Annotated in this window: 16 protein-coding genes and 1 other annotated feature; of the genes, 2 read left to right on the top strand and 14 right to left on the bottom strand. The window is 48.4% G+C overall.

The features are described 5' to 3' along the window. Positions 1-109: 109 nt before the first annotated feature. Positions 110-730 (top strand): YitT family protein, encoded by a 621-nt coding sequence (locus tag GCU39_RS00525; protein ID WP_152397025.1) that lies wholly within the window; start codon positions 110-112, stop codon positions 728-730. A gap of 76 nt (positions 731-806) precedes the next feature. Here GCU39_RS00525 and murC read toward each other — a convergent pair whose 3' ends face one another. Genes murC through GCU39_RS00510 form a run of 3 tightly spaced genes read right to left on the bottom strand, consistent with a single transcriptional unit; the run spans position 807 to position 6263 of the window. Further along, on the bottom strand, positions 807-2186 hold the full coding sequence (murC, locus tag GCU39_RS00520; protein ID WP_152391707.1) for a UDP-N-acetylmuramate--L-alanine ligase: 1380 nt from the start codon (positions 2184-2186) through the stop codon (positions 807-809). A gap of 7 nt (positions 2187-2193) precedes the next feature. After that, positions 2194-3573, bottom strand: coding sequence for a bifunctional folylpolyglutamate synthase/dihydrofolate synthase (locus GCU39_RS00515; protein WP_152391706.1), 1380 nt, complete (start codon positions 3571-3573; stop codon positions 2194-2196). A gap of 20 nt (positions 3574-3593) precedes the next feature. Continuing rightward, positions 3594-6263 carry a valine--tRNA ligase gene (locus GCU39_RS00510; RefSeq protein ID WP_152391705.1) on the bottom strand — a complete coding sequence of 890 codons (2670 nt, stop codon included), beginning with the start codon at positions 6261-6263 and terminating at the stop codon, positions 3594-3596. Positions 6264-6451: 188 nt separating this feature from the next. Continuing rightward, positions 6452-6727 (bottom strand) — a binding site (T-box leader). 134 nt (positions 6728-6861) lie between these two features. Here GCU39_RS00510 and GCU39_RS31285 point away from each other — a divergent pair. Then, positions 6862-7026: a hypothetical protein gene (locus GCU39_RS31285; protein ID WP_193726711.1), complete on the top strand. Its 165-nt coding sequence runs from the start codon at positions 6862-6864 to the stop codon at positions 7024-7026. Positions 7027-7231: 205 nt separating this feature from the next. Here the strand turns inward: GCU39_RS31285 and GCU39_RS00505 are convergent, their stop codons facing one another. From GCU39_RS00505 to speD, 11 genes are all read right to left on the bottom strand, one after another. Next, positions 7232-8560 (bottom strand): LysM peptidoglycan-binding domain-containing protein, encoded by a 1329-nt coding sequence (locus tag GCU39_RS00505; RefSeq protein ID WP_152391704.1) that lies wholly within the window; start codon positions 8558-8560, stop codon positions 7232-7234. A gap of 399 nt (positions 8561-8959) precedes the next feature. Next, positions 8960-9838 (bottom strand): RluA family pseudouridine synthase, encoded by an 879-nt coding sequence (locus GCU39_RS00500; protein WP_193726710.1) that lies wholly within the window; start codon positions 9836-9838, stop codon positions 8960-8962. After that, a complete protein-coding gene (gene hemL, locus GCU39_RS00495) occupies positions 9835-11133 on the bottom strand; it encodes a glutamate-1-semialdehyde 2,1-aminomutase (RefSeq protein WP_152391703.1) in 1299 nt (432 codons plus the stop codon). Before hemL ends, GCU39_RS00500 begins: the two co-directional genes overlap by 4 nt. 17 nt (positions 11134-11150) lie before the next feature. Then, positions 11151-12146 carry a porphobilinogen synthase gene (gene hemB / locus GCU39_RS00490; RefSeq protein ID WP_152391702.1) on the bottom strand — a complete coding sequence of 332 codons (996 nt, stop codon included), beginning with the start codon at positions 12144-12146 and terminating at the stop codon, positions 11151-11153. A 61-nt stretch (positions 12147-12207) separates the two neighbouring features. Beyond that, on the bottom strand, positions 12208-13749 hold the full coding sequence (gene cobA, locus GCU39_RS00485) for a uroporphyrinogen-III C-methyltransferase (protein ID WP_152391701.1): 1542 nt from the start codon (positions 13747-13749) through the stop codon (positions 12208-12210). Positions 13750-13762: 13 nt separating this feature from the next. Then, complete coding sequence (hemC, locus tag GCU39_RS00480; RefSeq protein ID WP_152391700.1) at positions 13763-14704, bottom strand: hydroxymethylbilane synthase; 942 nt, start codon at positions 14702-14704, stop codon at positions 13763-13765. A gap of 39 nt (positions 14705-14743) precedes the next feature. Then, positions 14744-15415: a precorrin-2 dehydrogenase/sirohydrochlorin ferrochelatase family protein gene (locus GCU39_RS00475; RefSeq protein WP_193726708.1), complete on the bottom strand. Its 672-nt coding sequence runs from the start codon at positions 15413-15415 to the stop codon at positions 14744-14746. A 6-nt stretch (positions 15416-15421) separates the two neighbouring features. Then, positions 15422-16285 (bottom strand): cytochrome C assembly family protein, encoded by an 864-nt coding sequence (locus GCU39_RS00470; protein WP_321575615.1) that lies wholly within the window; start codon positions 16283-16285, stop codon positions 15422-15424. After that, entirely contained in the window at positions 16264-17670 is a 1407-nt protein-coding gene (hemA, locus tag GCU39_RS00465; RefSeq protein ID WP_152391697.1) for a glutamyl-tRNA reductase, read from the bottom strand. Before hemA ends, GCU39_RS00470 begins: the two co-directional genes overlap by 22 nt. A gap of 176 nt (positions 17671-17846) precedes the next feature. Then, the gene (locus tag GCU39_RS00460; RefSeq protein ID WP_152391696.1) at positions 17847-18389 is read right to left on the bottom strand and encodes a hypothetical protein; all 543 of its coding nucleotides are present in this window, start codon (positions 18387-18389) and stop codon (positions 17847-17849) included. A gap of 188 nt (positions 18390-18577) precedes the next feature. Further along, entirely contained in the window at positions 18578-18976 is a 399-nt protein-coding gene (gene speD, locus GCU39_RS00455; RefSeq protein ID WP_152391695.1) for an adenosylmethionine decarboxylase, read from the bottom strand.

Genomic DNA, 18976 nt, shown 5'->3' with positions numbered 1-18976 from the left:
CATCGAGGATTTACTTCGATAAAGGTTTATACATCACGATGCCATGCTGAAATGCCAACTTTTGAACTCTCACAGATAGGATTTTATTCGGTTGTTAAAAGTGGAGCTGATGAAAGTGCAGTTGTTCAAAAGAATCGTTGCTACGATCGCGGGGAGCATGCTGCTCGCGATCGGAATCAACCTCTTCCTTATTCCCTTCAATGTGCTCGATGGGGGTGTTATCGGCATCGCTTTAATCCTTAATTACTTGTGGGAGGCGAATGTGGGCATCACCTTTATTGTGTGCAGTTTACCGATCCTTCTGCTCGCCTGGTTCAAATATCGTCATTTCTTCTTCAGCAGCTTTCCAGGCATGCTCATCTCCTCCTTTTTCATTGACATCTTCTCACGTATAAGTCACATGAGCTTTGCTCCGCTTCAGATCCATCCGATCATCAGCTCTATCATTGGCGGAATCTTCATGGGTGTCGGGTTCGGCATCATGCTGCGGAACAACATTAGCACGGGCGGAACCGATTTACTCGCCAAATATATCGCGGACAAATTATCCGTCAATGTCGGATTCACAATTTTCATTCTCGACGGGCTCATCATTACGCTTGGCGGTCTCTTATTCTCACCTCGGACATTTTTCCTATCCATCCTGACCATTACGATCGGAGGCGTCTCTACAGGGATTTGCTGTTATCGGAAACCCCCGCGTGAAGTTACTCTCCCCTGGAAGACATAATGTGATGCCAAAAGCATGGCTAAGCCAAAAAACGTCCAACCCGGTAGGGTTGGACGTTTCTGTATTCATCAAAAATCTATTCGGCACGGGCACGCAGTGTCTTGGCCAGTCCGTCTGCCGCCTTCCAAATGTCGCCTGCACCCATCGTAATGACGAGATCGCCAGGTCTGACATAATCGCTCAATTGTGCTAATACTTCTTCCTTCGTTGGAATATACTTCGTGTTCGGATTGCTGTTCTGTATGATCATCTCAACAAGTCTAGACGAAGAAATGCCTTCGATCTGCTTCTCACCTGCAGGTGAATAGATATCCGTAATAATGACTTCATCCGCATCACCAAACGCTTGACTGAACTGTTCCAGCAGGAAATACGTCCGCGTGTAGCGCTGCGGCTGGAAAACAGCGATAATCCGTTTACCTGTGGACTTTGCCGCTTGGATCGTCGCTTGAATCTCAGTCGGATGATGCGCATAGTCATCAATCACAAGAATATCATTCACTTCACCGAGCACTTGGAACCGGCGCTTCGCACCACGGAATTCCTTGATCGATTCAGCAATCGCATAGAATGGAATGTCCGCTTGCATACACGTAATAATCGTTGCCATTGCATTTGAAATGTTATGGCGCCCAGGTACAGACATTTCAACTCTGCCGAGCGGAACATCTTGATACGTAAATGTGAACGAGCTCTTGCGATCACCCAGGACGATATCTGTCGCACGATAATCCGCCGGCGAGTCGATGCCGTATGTAAGCACATCACACTGCAGATTTGGAATCATGGCTTGCAGAATCTCATCATCGGCGCTCACGATGGCTTTGCCACCTGGCTTCACTTGGTTAAGGAATCGCACATAAGCTTGTTTCAACTTCGCATAATCCCCGTCATAATTCTCCAGATGATCCGCTTCGATATTCGTCACAATCGCAAGCTGTGGATGGTACTGCAAGAAGGAGCCATCGCTCTCATCGGCTTCCGCGACGACATAATCGCCTTTACCCGCCTTTGCATTGGTCCCCATATTCATAATCTCGCCACCGATAATATAAGTCGGGTCTGTACCGCATTGCTCCATTACGAGCGCAATCATCGACGAGGTTGTTGTCTTGCCATGCGCACCCGCTACAGCTACCCCTTTACGGGTATTCAGTAAGCGTGCCAACATCTGTGCGCGATGCAGAACCGGAATATTGAGCGTTTCCGCCCTTACGCGTTCCACATTGTCTCTGGATAAAGCTGTTGAATAGACGACGAGGTCAGCTCCTTCAACATTATCCGCTGTATGGCCAATATATATTTTGGCGCCTTTCTTCGCTAGCTTCTCTGTTAATTCCTGTGCAGCGACATCGGAGCCCGTTACGGTGTACCCCATCTCTAGCATGACGCGTGCAATCGCGCTCATCCCGTAGCCGCCAATACCGATAAAATGAACATGTTCTGTCGTATTCAAGAAATCCTCACCAACCTTTTTCAGAATCGGTTTGATACAAAATATAAGATCGTACATCTGCGATTAAATACAAAGTACCGGAGACAACGGTTAGATCTGCAGGAGCTGCCATTGACGCTAGCTTCGCAAGCGCCGCCTTCCAGTTCGGTTCGATGATGATTTGAAGATCAGGACGCGGTGATTCTGCCAATACATGCTGTACGATGGCGTAGAGATCCTCCGCATTCATTTTTTTACGGAAATCAGGCTCGGTCAAAATGAGCGTATCCACTATTGGTAGTATATGCCGTAAATAGTCTGTATGATTCTTCGTTGATAACATTCCCATCATCAAATGTACACGCTCGTACGTATAAGTCTCTCGTAATGCTTCTGCAAGGGTTGCAGCACCTTCCGGGTTATGGGCTCCATCAATTAGTAGGCGCGGCTGTTCTGAGATCATCTCAAGCCGTCCAGCCCATGCCGCTGTGCGCAATCCTTCCAATAAATCCTCGTCATCAATCAAGAGGGCATAATACTGCTTCAGCACTTCCAGCGCCATCACGGTTACACCAGCATTTTTGATCTGATGCGCACCATTCAGCTGAATCGACAGCTGATCCAGCGTACGGAAAGGTCCTTGGAATGCGAACACTTGCTGATTCTCTTCACTCGATAACGTCGTCAAATGATATTGATCATTCATTAAATACAAGGTTGATTTCTGCTCTTTCGCCGTATTGCGGAGCACCTCAATCACTTCCAGTTGTTCCACCGAGCTCACAACAGGTACGCCAGGTTTAATAATCCCTGCCTTTTCCCGAGCAATAGCTTCGAGCGAATCGCCGAGAATATCCATATGATCGTGACCGACATTCGTAATGATCGAGATGATCGGCGTCACGATATTCGTCACATCCATACGGCCGCCAAGCCCTGTCTCCCAGACGACAAAGTCAGGGAATACGTACTTCGCATAATACATAATCGCAATCGTCGTCGAGACCTCGAACATTGTTGGTGATCCCAATTCAGACGCAGCTATCTCTTTCACGAGAGGCCGCAACGTATTCGTGATCGCCAGCAAAGTCTCCTCTGGGATGTTCGTGCCATTATACTGGAAACGATCTGTGAACTTCGTAATATACGGTGATGTGAACGTTCCAACATCATAACCCGATTGACGAAGCACAGAAGTAAGAAACGCACACGTCGATCCTTTGCCGTTCGTCCCCGCAACATGAATGAATTTCAGCGTGCGCTCCGGATGCCCGAGGCGCTCCATCATCAATTCAATGCGCTGCATACCAGGTCTAATCCCAAAAGAAATCAGGCCGTTAATCCAATCTACTGCCTGTTGATATTCATCAAAAGGGGCTGTGGTTACAGCCCCGCGATTGTCCGCCATGGTGATCTCACCCTTCGCTCTTAGCTTTGCAGCTCTTGAATGCGTGCAAGCACTTTATCAAGCTTATCGGAATAATCCTGCTGTTTCGCACGTTCTTCTTCAATGACTTTTGCAGGTGCTTTGGCCACGAAACCTTCGTTCGACAGTTTCTTATCCACACGTTCAACTTCGCTTCTTAGATGCTTCACTTCTTTTTCCAGACGCTCGATTTCCTGTGCAATATCAATCAAACCTGCTAGCGGAAGATACAGCTCAGCTCCGGTCACGATCGCAGTCATCGCTTTCTCCGGCGCCGCAATGTCCATAGAAGCTTCGAACTGAGATGTGTTACAGAAACGCTTGATATAGACTTCATTGTTACGGATAATCGCATCGCTCTGCGCATCAGCCGATTTAATGATCAGCTCAATTTTCTTGCTCATCGGAACGTTCACTTCTGCACGTACGTTACGTACCGAGCGAATGATATCCATCAACAAGTTCATTTCTTTCACCGCATCCGGCGCTTCGAGCTTCGCATCGTAAGTCGGCCATGCCGCAAGTGTAATCGTCTCGCCTTCATGCGGCAAATGCTGCCATATTTCCTCGGAAATATAAGGCATGAATGGATGAATCATCCGCTGTGTGCGGTCAAGTACATAGGATAATACGGATTGTGTCGTGCGTTTCGCTTCGGCATCCTCACCATAGAGACTAAGCTTCGCAAACTCGATATACCAATCACATAGATCATCCCAGATAAAGTTATACAACAGACGTCCAGTCTCACCAAATTCATAAGAATCCATCAGACGTGTAATATCACGAGCCGTCTCATTCAAGCGGTGCAGAATCCAACGATCTGCTGTGGAGAGATTGCCGCTAATATCGATTTGATCCACCGTAAAACCTTCAAGATTCATCAGTGCAAACCGGGAAGCATTCCAAATTTTATTCGCGAAGTTCCGCGCTTGCTCTACCCGCTCCCAACGGAAACGTAGATCTTGCCCTGGCGTACTGCTCGTCGAGATCATGTAACGCATTGCGTCTGTCCCGTATTGGTCAATGACATCAAGTGGGTCAACCCCATTGCCTAGCGACTTCGACATTTTACGGCCTTCCGAGTCGCGAACGAGACCATGCATTAATACATCTTTGAATGGAATTTCATCCGTGAATTCCAGCGCTGTGAAGATCATGCGAGCAACCCAGAAATAAATGATGTCGTAACCTGTTACGAGAACATCAACCGGGTAGTAGCGTTTCAAATCTTCTGTATTCTCTGGCCACCCAAGTGTGGAGAAAGGCCATAACGCTGAACTGAACCACGTATCCAATACATCCTCGTCTTGTCTTAGGTTCGAACTTCCGCATTTGCAGCAAGCTGTTACATCTTCCTGCGCGACATGAAGTTCACCGCAATCATTACAGTACCAAGCTGGAATACGATGTCCCCACCAGAGCTGTCTGGAGATACACCAGTCACGAACATTCTCAATCCAATTCAAGTATGTTTTCTCGAACCGATCCGGAACAAAATTAACACCTTTACCTGATTTTTGCGCTTCAATCGCACGTTCAGCGAGTGGCTTCATCCGTACGAACCATTGTGTGGAGAGGTACGGCTCAACGACAGCACCGCTGCGCTCACTATGTCCAACTTGATGAACATGATCTTCGATCTTGATCAATACACCAAGCTCTTTCAGATCTTTCACGATTTGCTTCCGGCAATCCGCACGGTCGATTCCTTGGTATTTACCAGCAAGCTCGTTCATAACACCGGATTCATCCATGACAGTGATTTGCGGTAAGTTATGGCGAAGTCCCATTTCGAAGTCATTCGGGTCATGCGCAGGTGTAATTTTAACTGCACCGCTACCGAATTCCTTCTCAACATAATCATCTGCAATCACCGGGATTTCACGCCCAACGATCGGAAGAATCAGCATTTTACCGATCATATCTTTGTAACGCTCATCTTTTGGGTGTACAGCAACAGCAGTATCGCCAAGCATCGTCTCAGGACGTGTCGTCGCAACCGTGATTGAACCACTGCCATCCGCGAGCGGATATTCCAAATGGTACAGATGCCCTTGCACCTCTTTGTACTCTACTTCGATATCCGACAATGCTGTGCGTGCTGCTGGATCCCAGTTGATGATATATTTGCCGCGATAGATCAAGCCTTTTTCATAGAGTTTGACGAACACTTCACGAACCGCCTTGGATAGACCCTCGTCCAGCGTAAACCGCTCACGGGAGTAATCGAGCGACAAGCCCATTTTCGCCCACTGCTCACGAATCGTATTCGCATACGTTTCTTTCCAATCCCATACCTTCTCAAGGAATTTCTCGCGCCCTAGATCATGACGAGATACCCCATCTTCACGCAGCTTCTGCTCCACCTTCGTCTGCGTGGCAATTCCCGCATGGTCGGAACCCGGCAGCCATAGTGCATCATAGCCTTGCATCCGCTTCGCGCGTACAAGAATATCTTGCAAGGTAAAATCGAGCGCATGCCCAATATGAAGCATACCTGTGACGTTCGGCGGCGGAATAACGATCGAATATTTAGGCGCATCCGGACGTTGTCCCGCTTTGAAAAATTCATTTTTCATCCAGAAATCATACCATTTCTGCTCTGCCGCTTTTGGATCATACGTCGTTGGCATCGACGTCTGGTTCTTAGTATCCTGTGCTTCTGACATGAGTAACCCTCCATTTATTTAAATTCAGCGTCTACACCTACACGTTTCGCCCCATATAAGTCTATAGGTAAAACCAATAAACTAGGGAGCTAGGCCGGAAGAATGATTTTGTCATCTCTTCCTTCGGAATTCAAAGAACCATTGTGATCTCACACATTCTTTAAATCCAAACAAAAAAACCCTTCGTCGCAAAGGACGAAAGGTTATCTTCCGTGGTACCACCTTTATTTCGCATACCGCTAACAACTTCAACCACTATAGCATGCGACACTCAACAGATAACGGCTGCAACCGGTTTGCACTAGCTCTTCCTTGCATCGGCAGATACATCTGCAATCTAAGAAGGATTCGAACAAACAACTCCGGGGCGACTTCAGCAACTACATCCTGCGGAGCCTCACAGCGTCAATCAGCTCCACTCTCTGAAGGGTTCGGTGCCTACTATTCCCTTTCAATGTCTTTCCTATATAGAATATCCAATATTTTATCATTTAAATCCTCCAACGTCAATCTTCGCAGCTAGATGTATAGAAGCAAGGCTTTCCTAGTCATACCGGCTCGTCAATCCTCATAAAATACGATAAGGTGGTGGTCTAACGTGGAACGATGGTGGTACAAAAACCGCTATGCCGTCAAAGGCGTCATTTTCCCTCTCATTTGCATTCAATTTGTCCATACGCTTATATTGCCTACGGGATTTGGTGTCTTCATCTTGTTCGCGCTGTTCTTAATCTACTTAGGATTTTTATTTAATGTCTATTAGCATACATCATGTTTAGGAGGCTTTGCAGATGGTAGTCTGTAAGGCCTCTTTAACATGTATCAGGCAAGCCGCTCATAAAACAGCAAAAAACCCCTCACCTGAACCGATCGAGATTTTCTCGTACGGGACAGGTGAGGGGGCTCGCTCATCCGATCCAAGCTGAACATCATGTTCATCGAATGTCATTTTGCTCCACTCAATTCAATTAGGGGATATACAGAACTTGACCTTCCGCAATGGTATGATCATTCAACCGATTATAGAGCAGAAGTTCACGTGGATTCATGTTATATCGATCGGCGATCACATCCAAAGTTTCTTCCCGCTGAACAATACATATTTTCAATTTGCGGAAGGCTCTCTTCTCATCTTCATGATTCAAGAACAGACTCTTCCACTCCACTTCCTCACCATTCGAATCAGAACGCAACTTCTTCGCTTGCTTCTCCAATTCTTCCACGGCATGCCGTGTCTCAATTTCCTTAATATTCTTGCTCGAATAGAGCAGCGCACTTAGACCCATATTGCCCACGTTCTCAGGTTCAGGATCCTTCTTACTGTTAAAGGCCACCTTCAGCTCTTTCTTCTCTTCCGCGATTCGTTCTTCGACGGAGAGCTCCTCCACATCCGGGGCTGGTTGCTCTTCCACGAATCCGTAATCAAAGAATGGTTCTTGCGACGACTCTTCCACAGCATTGTCAGCACTTGAAATAAAGACTTTCTCTTGCTCGATTGGTTCCTCTTGCGTAAAATCCAGCTGAGGTTCCTTGTCCGTCTCGAGCGAATCTATCTGCTGGAACGGCTCGCTGGGCGATGCACCGGCAATTCGTTCCGCGGTTACCACAGCTTCTTGCGGGATCTCACTCCGAGGATCGACTTCAGGCTGTACAGTAATGACTTCAGGGTGGAACTCAATATGCTGTTGTTGTTGTTGTTGCTGTTTCTGCTCGAGCTCACGTTCAATTTGCTGCTCACGTTCATACAAGCTAACCGATTCGAGAATATCCAGGGCATCATTATTTTTACTGGCTTGAATGGCCTCGTCATCATTCTCTTCTTCATTCGATTGTGAACGGAAATCATTCGGTGCGCCAGCCTGAACTTTCGCCGGCTCGGTCTGATGCACAACAGTAAACTGCTCAGCCATCCATGGGGATTGCTCCGGCTGCGTGAGTTCAATGCCTTTGAGCGACAGCACGCCATTAATGTTTATCGTCCGTGTCGACAGTAAGTCCACATCGAAATTCTCAATCTCGACGGAAATATCGTCCAGACTCTGTACTCGATTCATTGGCAGCGTAATTTCCACAGGGATAAAGTGCGTGAGGGTCAGCGTTGATCGCTGTTCATCGTCGCCTTTATATACGCCAGACAGCAGTAGATTGCCGCGCAGCGTTGCGTGGTCTCCATGCGGAACGACTTGAACATTCGGAACAAGCTCGATCTCTTCTAATTCTTGTATCCCAACTACTTCATCTGATAAGTGAACCCGCTCGTAAATGTCAAATCGCAAACCATAGGATTGATCAAACAAAACGAGGTCCTCCCTTCTGCATATAAACCTAAATGACCATCATTGTCAGATGGAACTCATGACTACTTACATTTATCTATATGCCTAGAAGGAAAGAGCATGCCATATATTTTTCGAAAAGTGGGACAAAGTTTGCGATCTTCGTGGAGATTATCAATCTTAGCAAAAAGAACCTGGCCGTTGGCCAGGTCCTTCAAGAAACTGCTACGTTTGAGCATGTGAAAGGAGGGGGTACGGGGTTCCACCCGCTGTTGAAATTCGTGTTCATTGAATGAAGTTTAGCGGTTATAACACGAATTTCAAAGGCGGACGCTATCGCTTCTCCACCCCGTACCCCCTTCCTATTTGTTCTACTTTGTGCTCTCATCTACTTTTTTTAGATCATCAGATCCAACACGTTTATGCATTCCATTCGCTGAACTTCGCATACAACTCCTCGAACATCACGGTCCATGGCGCTTTTACCTCAAGCTGCTCTCCGTACATCGGATGCTGGAAGCACAGCAATTCGCCGTGCAGCGCCTGATACGCCGCATGCTCATCACTGCCGCCATAGAGCGTGTCTCCAAGCAACGGATGACCCGCGTAGCTCATATGGACGCGAATCTGATGCGTTCTTCCCGTCTCCAGTCGAAGCCGTACTAGGCTTACTTTTGCCTGCGGGAAAGTCTCGAGCAGCTCGACATACGTCACGGCGTGATCTCCTGTGGTCGAGACACGACGTCGCTGCTTGTGATGACGATCTCTGCCGATCGGCGCATCGATCTTGCCAAGCTTCGGATCAACGATGCCCTGCACGAACGCAACGTAGATCCGTTCAACGGCTTTCTCGCGCATCGCTTCATCAAGCCGAATTTGACTGAATTCATTTTTCGCATAAAGGACAGGCCCTGACGTATACTCATCCAACCGATGAATATGCCGAACTCGATGCTGTTGGCCGGAGCCTATGTAATAGCTTGCGACCGCGTTCGCAAGCGTCTCGACTTGATCCGGCACGGTGGGATGTACGAGCATGCCAGCAGGCTTGTTCACCACCATACAGAAATCGTCTTCGTAGAGCACCTCAAGCTCTGTCCAATACGCTGGGAAGGCATCCGTCTCTTCAGGGAATAGTCGGACACGCAGACGATCTCCCGTCTTCATAAGATCGCCTTGATGCGTGAGCTTCGCCGCGAGCTTCTCCGGTATATGAAGAGACGACTGCGATGCAGTCGTCACGAGCCATTCCCCTTTGCGTACCCATTGTTCAGGAGAAAGATATCTGTCTGGAATCATAGCTGCTTCAGCGCGGTATAGTTCGCTTCGATTGTCGCATCGATATCAGCATCACTATGCGCCGCTGAGACGAACATGCCCTCAAATTGCGATGGCGCGATACTTACTCCCGCATTTAACATATTGCTGAAATAGCGGCGGAAATGATCCAAATTCGCTGTCTTTGCTGTATCATAGTTGATCACGAATTGATCAGTGAAGAACGGACAGACCATCGATCCTACGCGATTAATTGTAACGGGAACCCCCAGCTCTTTTGCATTATTCTCAAATCCAAGATGCAGCTTCACCGCTTGCCGTTCTAGCTGTTCATATACATCTTGCGTTAAGAGCTTCAAGGTTGTATACCCTGCAATCATCGCAAGAGGATTACCGCTTAGCGTACCTGCTTGATAGATTGGACCGGATGGTGCCATCTGCTCCATAATCTCCCGTTTACCGCCATAGGCGCCAACAGGCAGGCCGCCGCCAATCACTTTGCCCATACAAGTTAAGTCAGGCGTGATGCCATACAAGCCTTGAGCACAATTGATATGTACACGGAATCCTGTCATGACCTCATCGAAGATTAACAAGCTGCCATACTGTGTTGTAATATCACGCAAGCCTTGCAAGAACCCTGGCAATGGCGGTACCACACCCATGTTTCCTGCGATCGGTTCAACGATCACGCAAGCAAGCTCTTCGCCATAACGTTCGAAGGCAAGACGAACCGACTCCATATCGTTATATGGCACGGTAATAGTGTTGGATGCTACCCCTTCTGGAACGCCTGGGCTATCCGGAAGGCCGAGCGTCGCTACGCCGGAACCCGCTTTAATGAGCAGGCTGTCGGCATGGCCATGATAAGACCCTTCGAATTTCAATACTTTACTGCGGCCCGTATAGCCGCGTGCGAGGCGGATTGCGCTCATCGTTGCTTCCGTCCCTGAATTCACCATCCGTACAATCTCCACGGAAGGCACGCGTTCACATACTAATCTAGCCATCAATGTTTCAATTTCTGTCGGCGCACCGAAGCTTGTTCCTTTGGCTGCAGTCTTTTGAATGGCTTCAATAACTTCAGGATGAGCATGCCCCATAATGAGCGGTCCCCAGGAACAGATATAATCGATAAAGCTGTTGCCGTCGATATCATAAATCCGAGATCCTGCCGCATGATCAACATATACCGGCGTAAGGCCTACCGATTTAAATGCACGAACAGGGCTGTTCACGCCACCCGGAATATATTTTTTTGCTTCTGCAAATGCCTCTCTTGCACGGTCGTCTTTACGTGTATGAAGATTGTCCATTTCAGTTCCTATCTCCTTTACTTCAGCCATCTTGCTGCATCTTTGGCAAAATACGTAATAATGAGATCAGCGCCCGCACGCTTCATTCCGACGAGCGTTTCGAGTACAATCCCCTTCTCATCAATCCAGCCGTTCAGCGCAGCCGCTTTGACCATCGAATATTCCCCACTCACGTTATACGCGACAAGCGGAAGATCAAATTGATCCTTGAGCGTACGAATGATATCCATATACGCGAGCGCCGGTTTCACCATGAGCATATCTGCACCCTCGAGAACATCCGATTCAGCTTCACGAAGCGCTTCTTGCGCATTGGCCGGGTCCATTTGATACGTCTTGCGGTCCCCGAATTGCGGCGCCGAATGCGCTGCTTCACGGAATGGTCCGTAGAATGCGGATGCGTATTTGACGGAATAAGACATGATCGCAATATGAGAATAGCCTGCTTCATCTAAGCCAGCACGAATGGCTTGCACGAATCCATCCATCATGTTCGATGGCGCGATTATATCTGCACCGGCTTCCGCTTGGGACACAGCCGTCTTCACAAGCAATTCAAGCGAAGCATCGTTATCCACTTCACCATGCAGCTCACCGCAGCGTTCTTCCACATGCACCATGCCGCAATGTCCATGATCCGTGAACTGGCACAAACATGTGTCCGCCACGACGACAAGCTCTGGATATCTTTTCTTAATATGCCGCGTCGCCTGCTGTACAATACCGTCCTCAGCATAAGCGGATGAGCCTACGGCATCTTTGGTCTCAGGCACACCGAATAGCAGTACCGCTGGAATATTCAAGCTGACGATCTCATCGATCTCTGCATCCAATTGGTCCATGGACAGGTGATATACACCAGGCATCGAAGGAATTTCTTCACGGACATTTGTTCCGTAAGTAACAAAAATCGGTGCGATCAGATCATTTACCGTTAATACCGTCTCACGCACCATGCTGCGAATGCCTGCAGTACGGCGCAGACGACGATGTCTCACGATTGGAAAACTCATTATAGTACCCTCCTAGAAATCAAATCTGTTATATCATTTGGAATGAGAACATGAATGTGGGTTATCTAGCCAGATCACATAGCGCGTGGACTAACGACTCAATCGTTGCCTCTTGGGATATGACCGATACGGTCAGCCCTGCTGCTACCGCGGTCTCCGCCGTAAGCGGTCCGATGCAAGCGACATCCACCCCGCCAAGCAATTCCGATACATTCGTAACACCAATCTGCTCGAACGCGCGAACGAAATTCGTTACCGTCGAGGAGCTCGTAAAGGTAATCATATGAATTTCTCGTTCTTTCAACTGCTCGAGCAATTCGCGACTCTCCTCCGCTGCATTCACTTGCACGGTCTCATATACTTTCAAGTCCGTCACGTCAAGCCCTAGGTTCTGAAGCTCATCTGGCAGCCATTTGCGCGCAAGATCACCTCGCGGGAGCAGCACGCGCTGCCCTGGGTTAAGCTCTGCGCGAATGGCTTCGAGTATTCCCTCCGCACGGTACTCTTCCGGCAAGCATTCCGTCATGATCCCGCGTGCTTCGAGCGCTTCTGCCGTCTTCGGACCTACCGCGACAACACGAGCACGCGTTAGCCGCCGAATATCCATCCGCTGCTCACGCAAATGCTCAAAGAAACACTCGACGCCATTGACGCTTGTAAAAATAGCCCAATCGTACGATTCCAGCTGCTGCATCGTCTCCTGGATGACAGCCAGCTGATCCGGCGATGACGTTCTTCTCGTCTCGATGACTGGGAATTCAACCGGTTCCCCGCCCAGATCATCGATTTGCTGTACCAGATCACTCGCTTGCGATCTTGCACGTGTGACGAGCACCCGTTTGCCGAACAACGGCTGCTGCTCCACCCATTTTAATTTCTCACGCTGTAAGACAACGTCACCGACGACAATAACCGCTGGAGATTGGAATTGGGTCACCCGTACCTGCTCAGCGATGGTCGCAAGCGTCCCAACCAGCGTCTCTTGCTCGGGACGTGTTCCCCAGCGGACAAGCGCAACGGGTGTCTCCGGCGGCCTGCCGTGCTTGATGAGTTGTTCGCTTATGTAGTCGATTTTAGCGACGCCCATCAAAAATATGAGTGTTCCTGTCGCATTCGTTACTTTGTCCCAATAAATAGACTTATCCAGTTTATCTGGACTCTCATGACCCGTGATGACGGAGAACGAGGAAGCTAGATCTCGATGGGTCACAGGAATCCCCGCATAAGCAGGGACCGCGATCGCCGAAGTAATGCCCGGTACGATCTCATAGCCGATATCATGCTGCCGCAGCAATTCAGCTTCTTCCCCAACACGCCCGAACACGGTTGGATCGCCGCCTTTCAGACGAGTTACCACTTTACCTTGAAGAGCAAGATCTACAAGCAATTGATTAATGTCTTCCTGCTTCATCGTGTGCCGATCCGGCAGTTTGCCGACATAAACCTTCTCCGCGCCCGGCTTCATATATTTGAGTAACCTTGGAGAAGCAAGACGGTCATAGACGATGACATCTGACCTCTGAATGCACTCCAGACCCTTTAATGTAATGAGTTTGGCATCTCCCGGCCCAGCGCCGACAAGATAAACGATTCCTTTCCCCATGCCGTCCATCTCCCTACTGATTCAATTCCGCCAAAATTCGGTCTGCTCCCTGTGCAATCAATTGATTAGCTACTTGTTCCCCAAGCTGTTCAGGGTTGTTCCCGCGAAGCGTTTCTTTCAGTATAACACGCCCATCTGTTGAACCGACCATGCCGGTCAACTCAATCACGGGATTCTCGATATCACCATTCACGAGCGTCGCAAATGCACCGATCGGCACCTGGCAGCCACCGTTGAGCTGCCCTAAGAAGCGACGTTCTGCCCGAACGGTCAACGCCGTTGCCTGGTCATTGAATAATTGTAGCAGTTCCCGAACCTCAGGATCATTCTCCCGGCACTCAATACCAAGCGCCCCTTGCCCGACGGCCGGCAGACAAACATCCGTCGCCAAATGCTCCGTAATCCGATCTTCCCAGCCCATCCGAACTAGTCCCGCTGTCGCGAGCATGATCGCATCGAAACCTTCCGTCTCCAGCTTCCGAAGGCGCGAATCGATATTACCGCGAATGGACTCCAGCTTCAGATCTGGACGCGCATGCTGGAGCTGTGATGACCGACGCAGACTGCTCGTTCCTACCTTGGCGCCGATCGGCAGATCAGCCAGCTTGCGTCCTTCGCGAGAAATTAGACTGTCTCTCGGGTCTACTCGCTTCGGTATCGCGCCATTCATGAGGCCTTTCGGCAGTTCTGACGGCATATCCTTCATACTGTGGACGGCCATATCGATAACCCCGTCCATTAAGGCTTGCTCAATTTCTTTGACGAATAATCCTTTACCTCCGACTTTCGAGAGCGTAACATCTAGAATTTTATCGCCTTTCGTTACAATCTTATGGATCTCGAATTGGTAAGGAAGCCCGTGCTTCTCACAAATCTGTTCCAACTGTTGTATGACTTGTCCTGTTTGTGTTAGCGCAAGCGCGCTCTGTCTTGTTCCTACGATAATCTTACGCATCGTGTTGCCTCCTCGTCCTGACTTCCACCATTGCATCGTCTATTCCTCGATCAATGCCATCTGTTCATTGATCCAACGTTCCATCCAACCCGAATCCTTCGGCGGAAACATCCCTTGCTCAATCTGCTCAATCCAATTCATCCCGATCATTCGTTGCATCAACTGTCTCCGAACTCCTGCATCCGGGATATGCCCTTGAATCACGTGTCGCAATTCGGCGAGAATATCCAAATAAACCTCATAGGCCTCACCATATTGCTCATCGAGCTTCGATACAATTCGTTTGGCCATCTCTGGGCTCGCCCCGGAGGTGGATACGGAAATAATCAGCTTGCCCCTGCGCAACGTGCTTGCATTCACAAAGTTACTGCTGCGCGAAGAACTCGCGACATTCACCAGAATACCCAACCCATGTGCGTCGCTTGCGACGCGCTCGTTCACTTCCTCCGAGTCGGTCGCCGCGAACACCAATTGCGCGCCTGCAAGATCCTCCGATTGATAGGTTCGAAGGCTACCCGTTATTCGATTACCAGCAATCCATTGATCAATCTGCGAAGTGTAGACTTTACTGACGACATGCACCTTGGCACCCGCTTCGAGCAAACCTCGAATTTTACGTTCTGCAATGCGGCCACCGCCGATGACAACACACCGCATTGATTCCAGCTGCATTAAAATGGGATAATATGTCGAATGCGATGTTTCTTCCAAACGTCATCACTCCCATATCCAATGATGGAATGTCGAGAACGAATTGACAGCGAAATTGAGCACCATGAGCGCGTACGCAAGCAGCGCCCAACGTGCCAATCGATATCCTGTAGTTTTAAGCGATACTCTTTTAATAATATAATACACGTAACAAATTGCTGCGACGAATGTAAGCAGCACCTTCACATCAAGGAGCAGATTCAGCTTCTCCTCCACATAGATCGATGAGACCGCGACAGCGAGTGATAGAATCAAGAGCGGCGTGCCAACCATGATCGACAGGTTCGCATAACGATCAATCTTCTCAAGGCTCGGTAACCGACGCACCGAATCATCCCATTGCTTATCCTTCAATTTCCGATGCAGGTACATATACATACCCGAGAATATGGTACCGATCGTAAATGCAGCGAAGCTGATTATTGCGAAGGCTACGTGCAGAATCAGAATCTCCTTGACGATCTGCCAATGCTCCAGCCGCTGCTCCCCGATCGGACTGCTAAATAAATTAAGTAAGAGGACGGCAAACCCAATGACATTGACGATAAACACGATATATTCAATCTTGAAAAAGAAACTAATAAGCAGCGATATCGTGACGAGCAGCCAAGATAATAAAAACATAAATTCAAGAACCGACAATAATGGAACAGCCGGCTGCTCAATTAATTTACTAGCAAGGAAAATGGTCTGCAGGCCCCATACAAAAAGAAGAAGCCCCGTGCCCATCCGCTTCGCACTCCGATTTGGCTGTGCAAAATCAGAGAAATAAAACAGAAGGCTCAGGGCGTATATATAAATAATCGCATCATATATCCAATTCTGAGTTAACATCAATCCTTCACCACCTACTCCGTTACGGTCGCCCATGCAAATCCAGATTTCGATCCGGCAGACGATCTCTCGTTCATTCTCATCTCGGGTGATGATGGTTGCTTATGCTCATGTGCCTTGTTCTGACGCTGCTCTTCTGCTTCCGCCTTCTCCATCTGCTCCTCGAGCGCGAAAATTTGCGTGAACATCTCGATGGCCTCGTCGCCGTTCTTCTCAACAGCCATTTCTTTGATTCGCAGAATCGGATCATGCAGCATTTGATTAACAATACTCTTCGTTAATTTTCGAATGACCTTCGCTTGCCGCTCATCCAGATCAGGCAGTTTCTTGAACAGACTCTCCATCGTGTCTTGATGGATCTGCGCCGACTTCTGCTGCAAGGCATAGATGACAGGGCTCACGCCGAGCGTCTTCAGCCAATGGCGGAACGCTTCGATCTCCTTCGCGATCATCGCTTCAATCTTCGTCGCTTCCTTGCGGCGAAGCTCAAGATTACTCTCAACAATCCCCTCAAGATCATCAATATCATACAAGAACACATTCGGTACCGAACCAATCGCTGGGTCCAAGTCGCGCGGCACCGCAATATCGATCATAAAAATCGGTCGATTCTTCCGCTTCTTCATGCTCTCCTGCACTTGCTTCGCATCCAGCACGTAGCCGTCAGCCCCTGTAGAGCTAATAACGATATCCACCTCATGCAGCAATGATATACCGCCTTGAATCGAACAAGCCCGTCCATTGAACTTCGATGCCAGCTGTTCCGCTCGCGCTAACGTACGGTTCGCAACGATCACTTCGTCCGCTCCGTTCGCATACAAATGCTTCACGGTTAACTCGCTCATTTTACCAGCCCCGAGGATCAAGACCTTCTTCTTCGTGAATTGACCAAAGATTCGCTTACCGAGCTCAACAGCTGCATAACTAACCGATACCGCCGCTTCGCCAATCGTCGTCTCCGCATGAGCACGTTTGGCCATCGTAATGGCTTGCTTAAAGAGCATGTTGAACCATGTTCCCGTTGCACCGTACTCTTGTGCGAGCAGGAATGCTTCTTTCATCTGCCCTAAGATCTGCGTCTCCCCGATGACCATGGAATCCAGTCCGCTTGTAACTTGGAATAAATGATGAAGAGCACGATCATCTTCGTAAATATATAAATAATTTGTAAATTCTTGACGAGGAATCTGGAACCATTTCTCCATAAAACTGCGTATAAAATGTCCGCACATGTGCAGACGATCAACAACAACGTAAATTTCCGTCCGATTGCAAGTCGCAACAATCACACATTCTAGTACGCTTTTCGTTGCCTTCAGTTGTTGTAACGCCTCTGGTAAAGCTTGCTCGGCAATTGCGAACCGCTCCCTCACTTCGACCGGGGCCGTCCGATAATTGAGTCCGACCGCTAAAATGTGCATTGTGTCACCTGCCTTCTCTCTCGCATCTGATGTAAATTATATCACAGTTCGACAAATCCATTACGCTCAAATTTGAAAAAATTATGAAATGGAAGACATACGTCATTAGTGTTAGCCTAAGCCTTTCCACTTATACCAAAATCACGTTGATTCCTAGACGATTACTGCGGTTATGGTTATGGATTCATTTGCTTCTCCAGCAGTTCTTGCATCGCCTCATCGGCTTCAGATACTATCACAGCTTCCGAGCTAACCAACTGACCGCTGCCTGTCACAAGCTGCTCATAGGCCTCGTAGAATTCGCCGTAACGCCTCTGAACCTCTTGCAGTATACGCTTCTCCTCTTCATGCAGTGAACGGTCTCCTGCGATCTGAACGCTCGTAATGAACTCAAGCAGTTTATTGAGGGATGCTAACCTTTTCAAATGATCATTGTCATAGGCCTTCACCAGACGATCATGCGTATAATTCGCCGAATAAATCGCGAGCTTAACAGCATCCAACTGACTTGCATTCTTCATGGTTGAAGCTTCATTCAATGCATTCTGCACGAGTCCCATCTGGAATGCCGCAACCTCGTAGAGCATTCGTCCTGCATCTTCCTTCGCCACATTGCCGCCCATCAGCTTATAAATCTGATACGACGGCCAGACAATGACAAGCAAGATCATAACGACAATGAACCATTTCCCTGAACTTCGACTTTGATTTCTGCGCATCCTCCGAACCCCTTTGCAATGGACATAACCAACCTTGTACATTCTATGGGGTTCTGAGATAAAATAACCCCAAAAGTGGCCCACAAACTTCGAAGTCGATTGAGGTACTTTGCGGGGACCCCGGTATAAAACAAATAACCATGAAGACGAATCTCATCTTCATGGTTATCTTTGACTTCTATGGCGTACTATGCGAATTGCTCTTGCTTCATCACAGGGTTCTCAACTTGAAGCTCCCCGATACCGCGAACCAATTTCTTCGCATACGTTTTATCCGGTTTAAGTACGGATACCAGGTAGTCAATTGCAACTTGCGGGTCTACTGTCTCGCCGCAGGTATAACAATCAATTGCAGCAAAACCTCTTTCAGGATACGTGTGAATCGAGAGATGACTCTCAGATAACATTACTAATACCGTTGCACCTTGTGGTTCGAATTGTTTGGCTTGAACAGACAGTACGGTTGCACCGCTAGCTTCAGCCGCCTCTACCATTTGAGCTTGCAAAAATTCAGCATTGTTTAGGAGTTCAAAATCAACACCCCAAGTGTCAACTGCAACGTGTCTTCCGAAAGTTGAATATTCCAT

It is taken from the genome of Paenibacillus guangzhouensis, from assembly GCF_009363075.1.
Lineage (GTDB): Bacteria > Bacillota > Bacilli > Paenibacillales > Paenibacillaceae > Paenibacillus_K > Paenibacillus_K guangzhouensis.
This window is presented reverse-complemented; position numbering and strand designations above follow the sequence as displayed.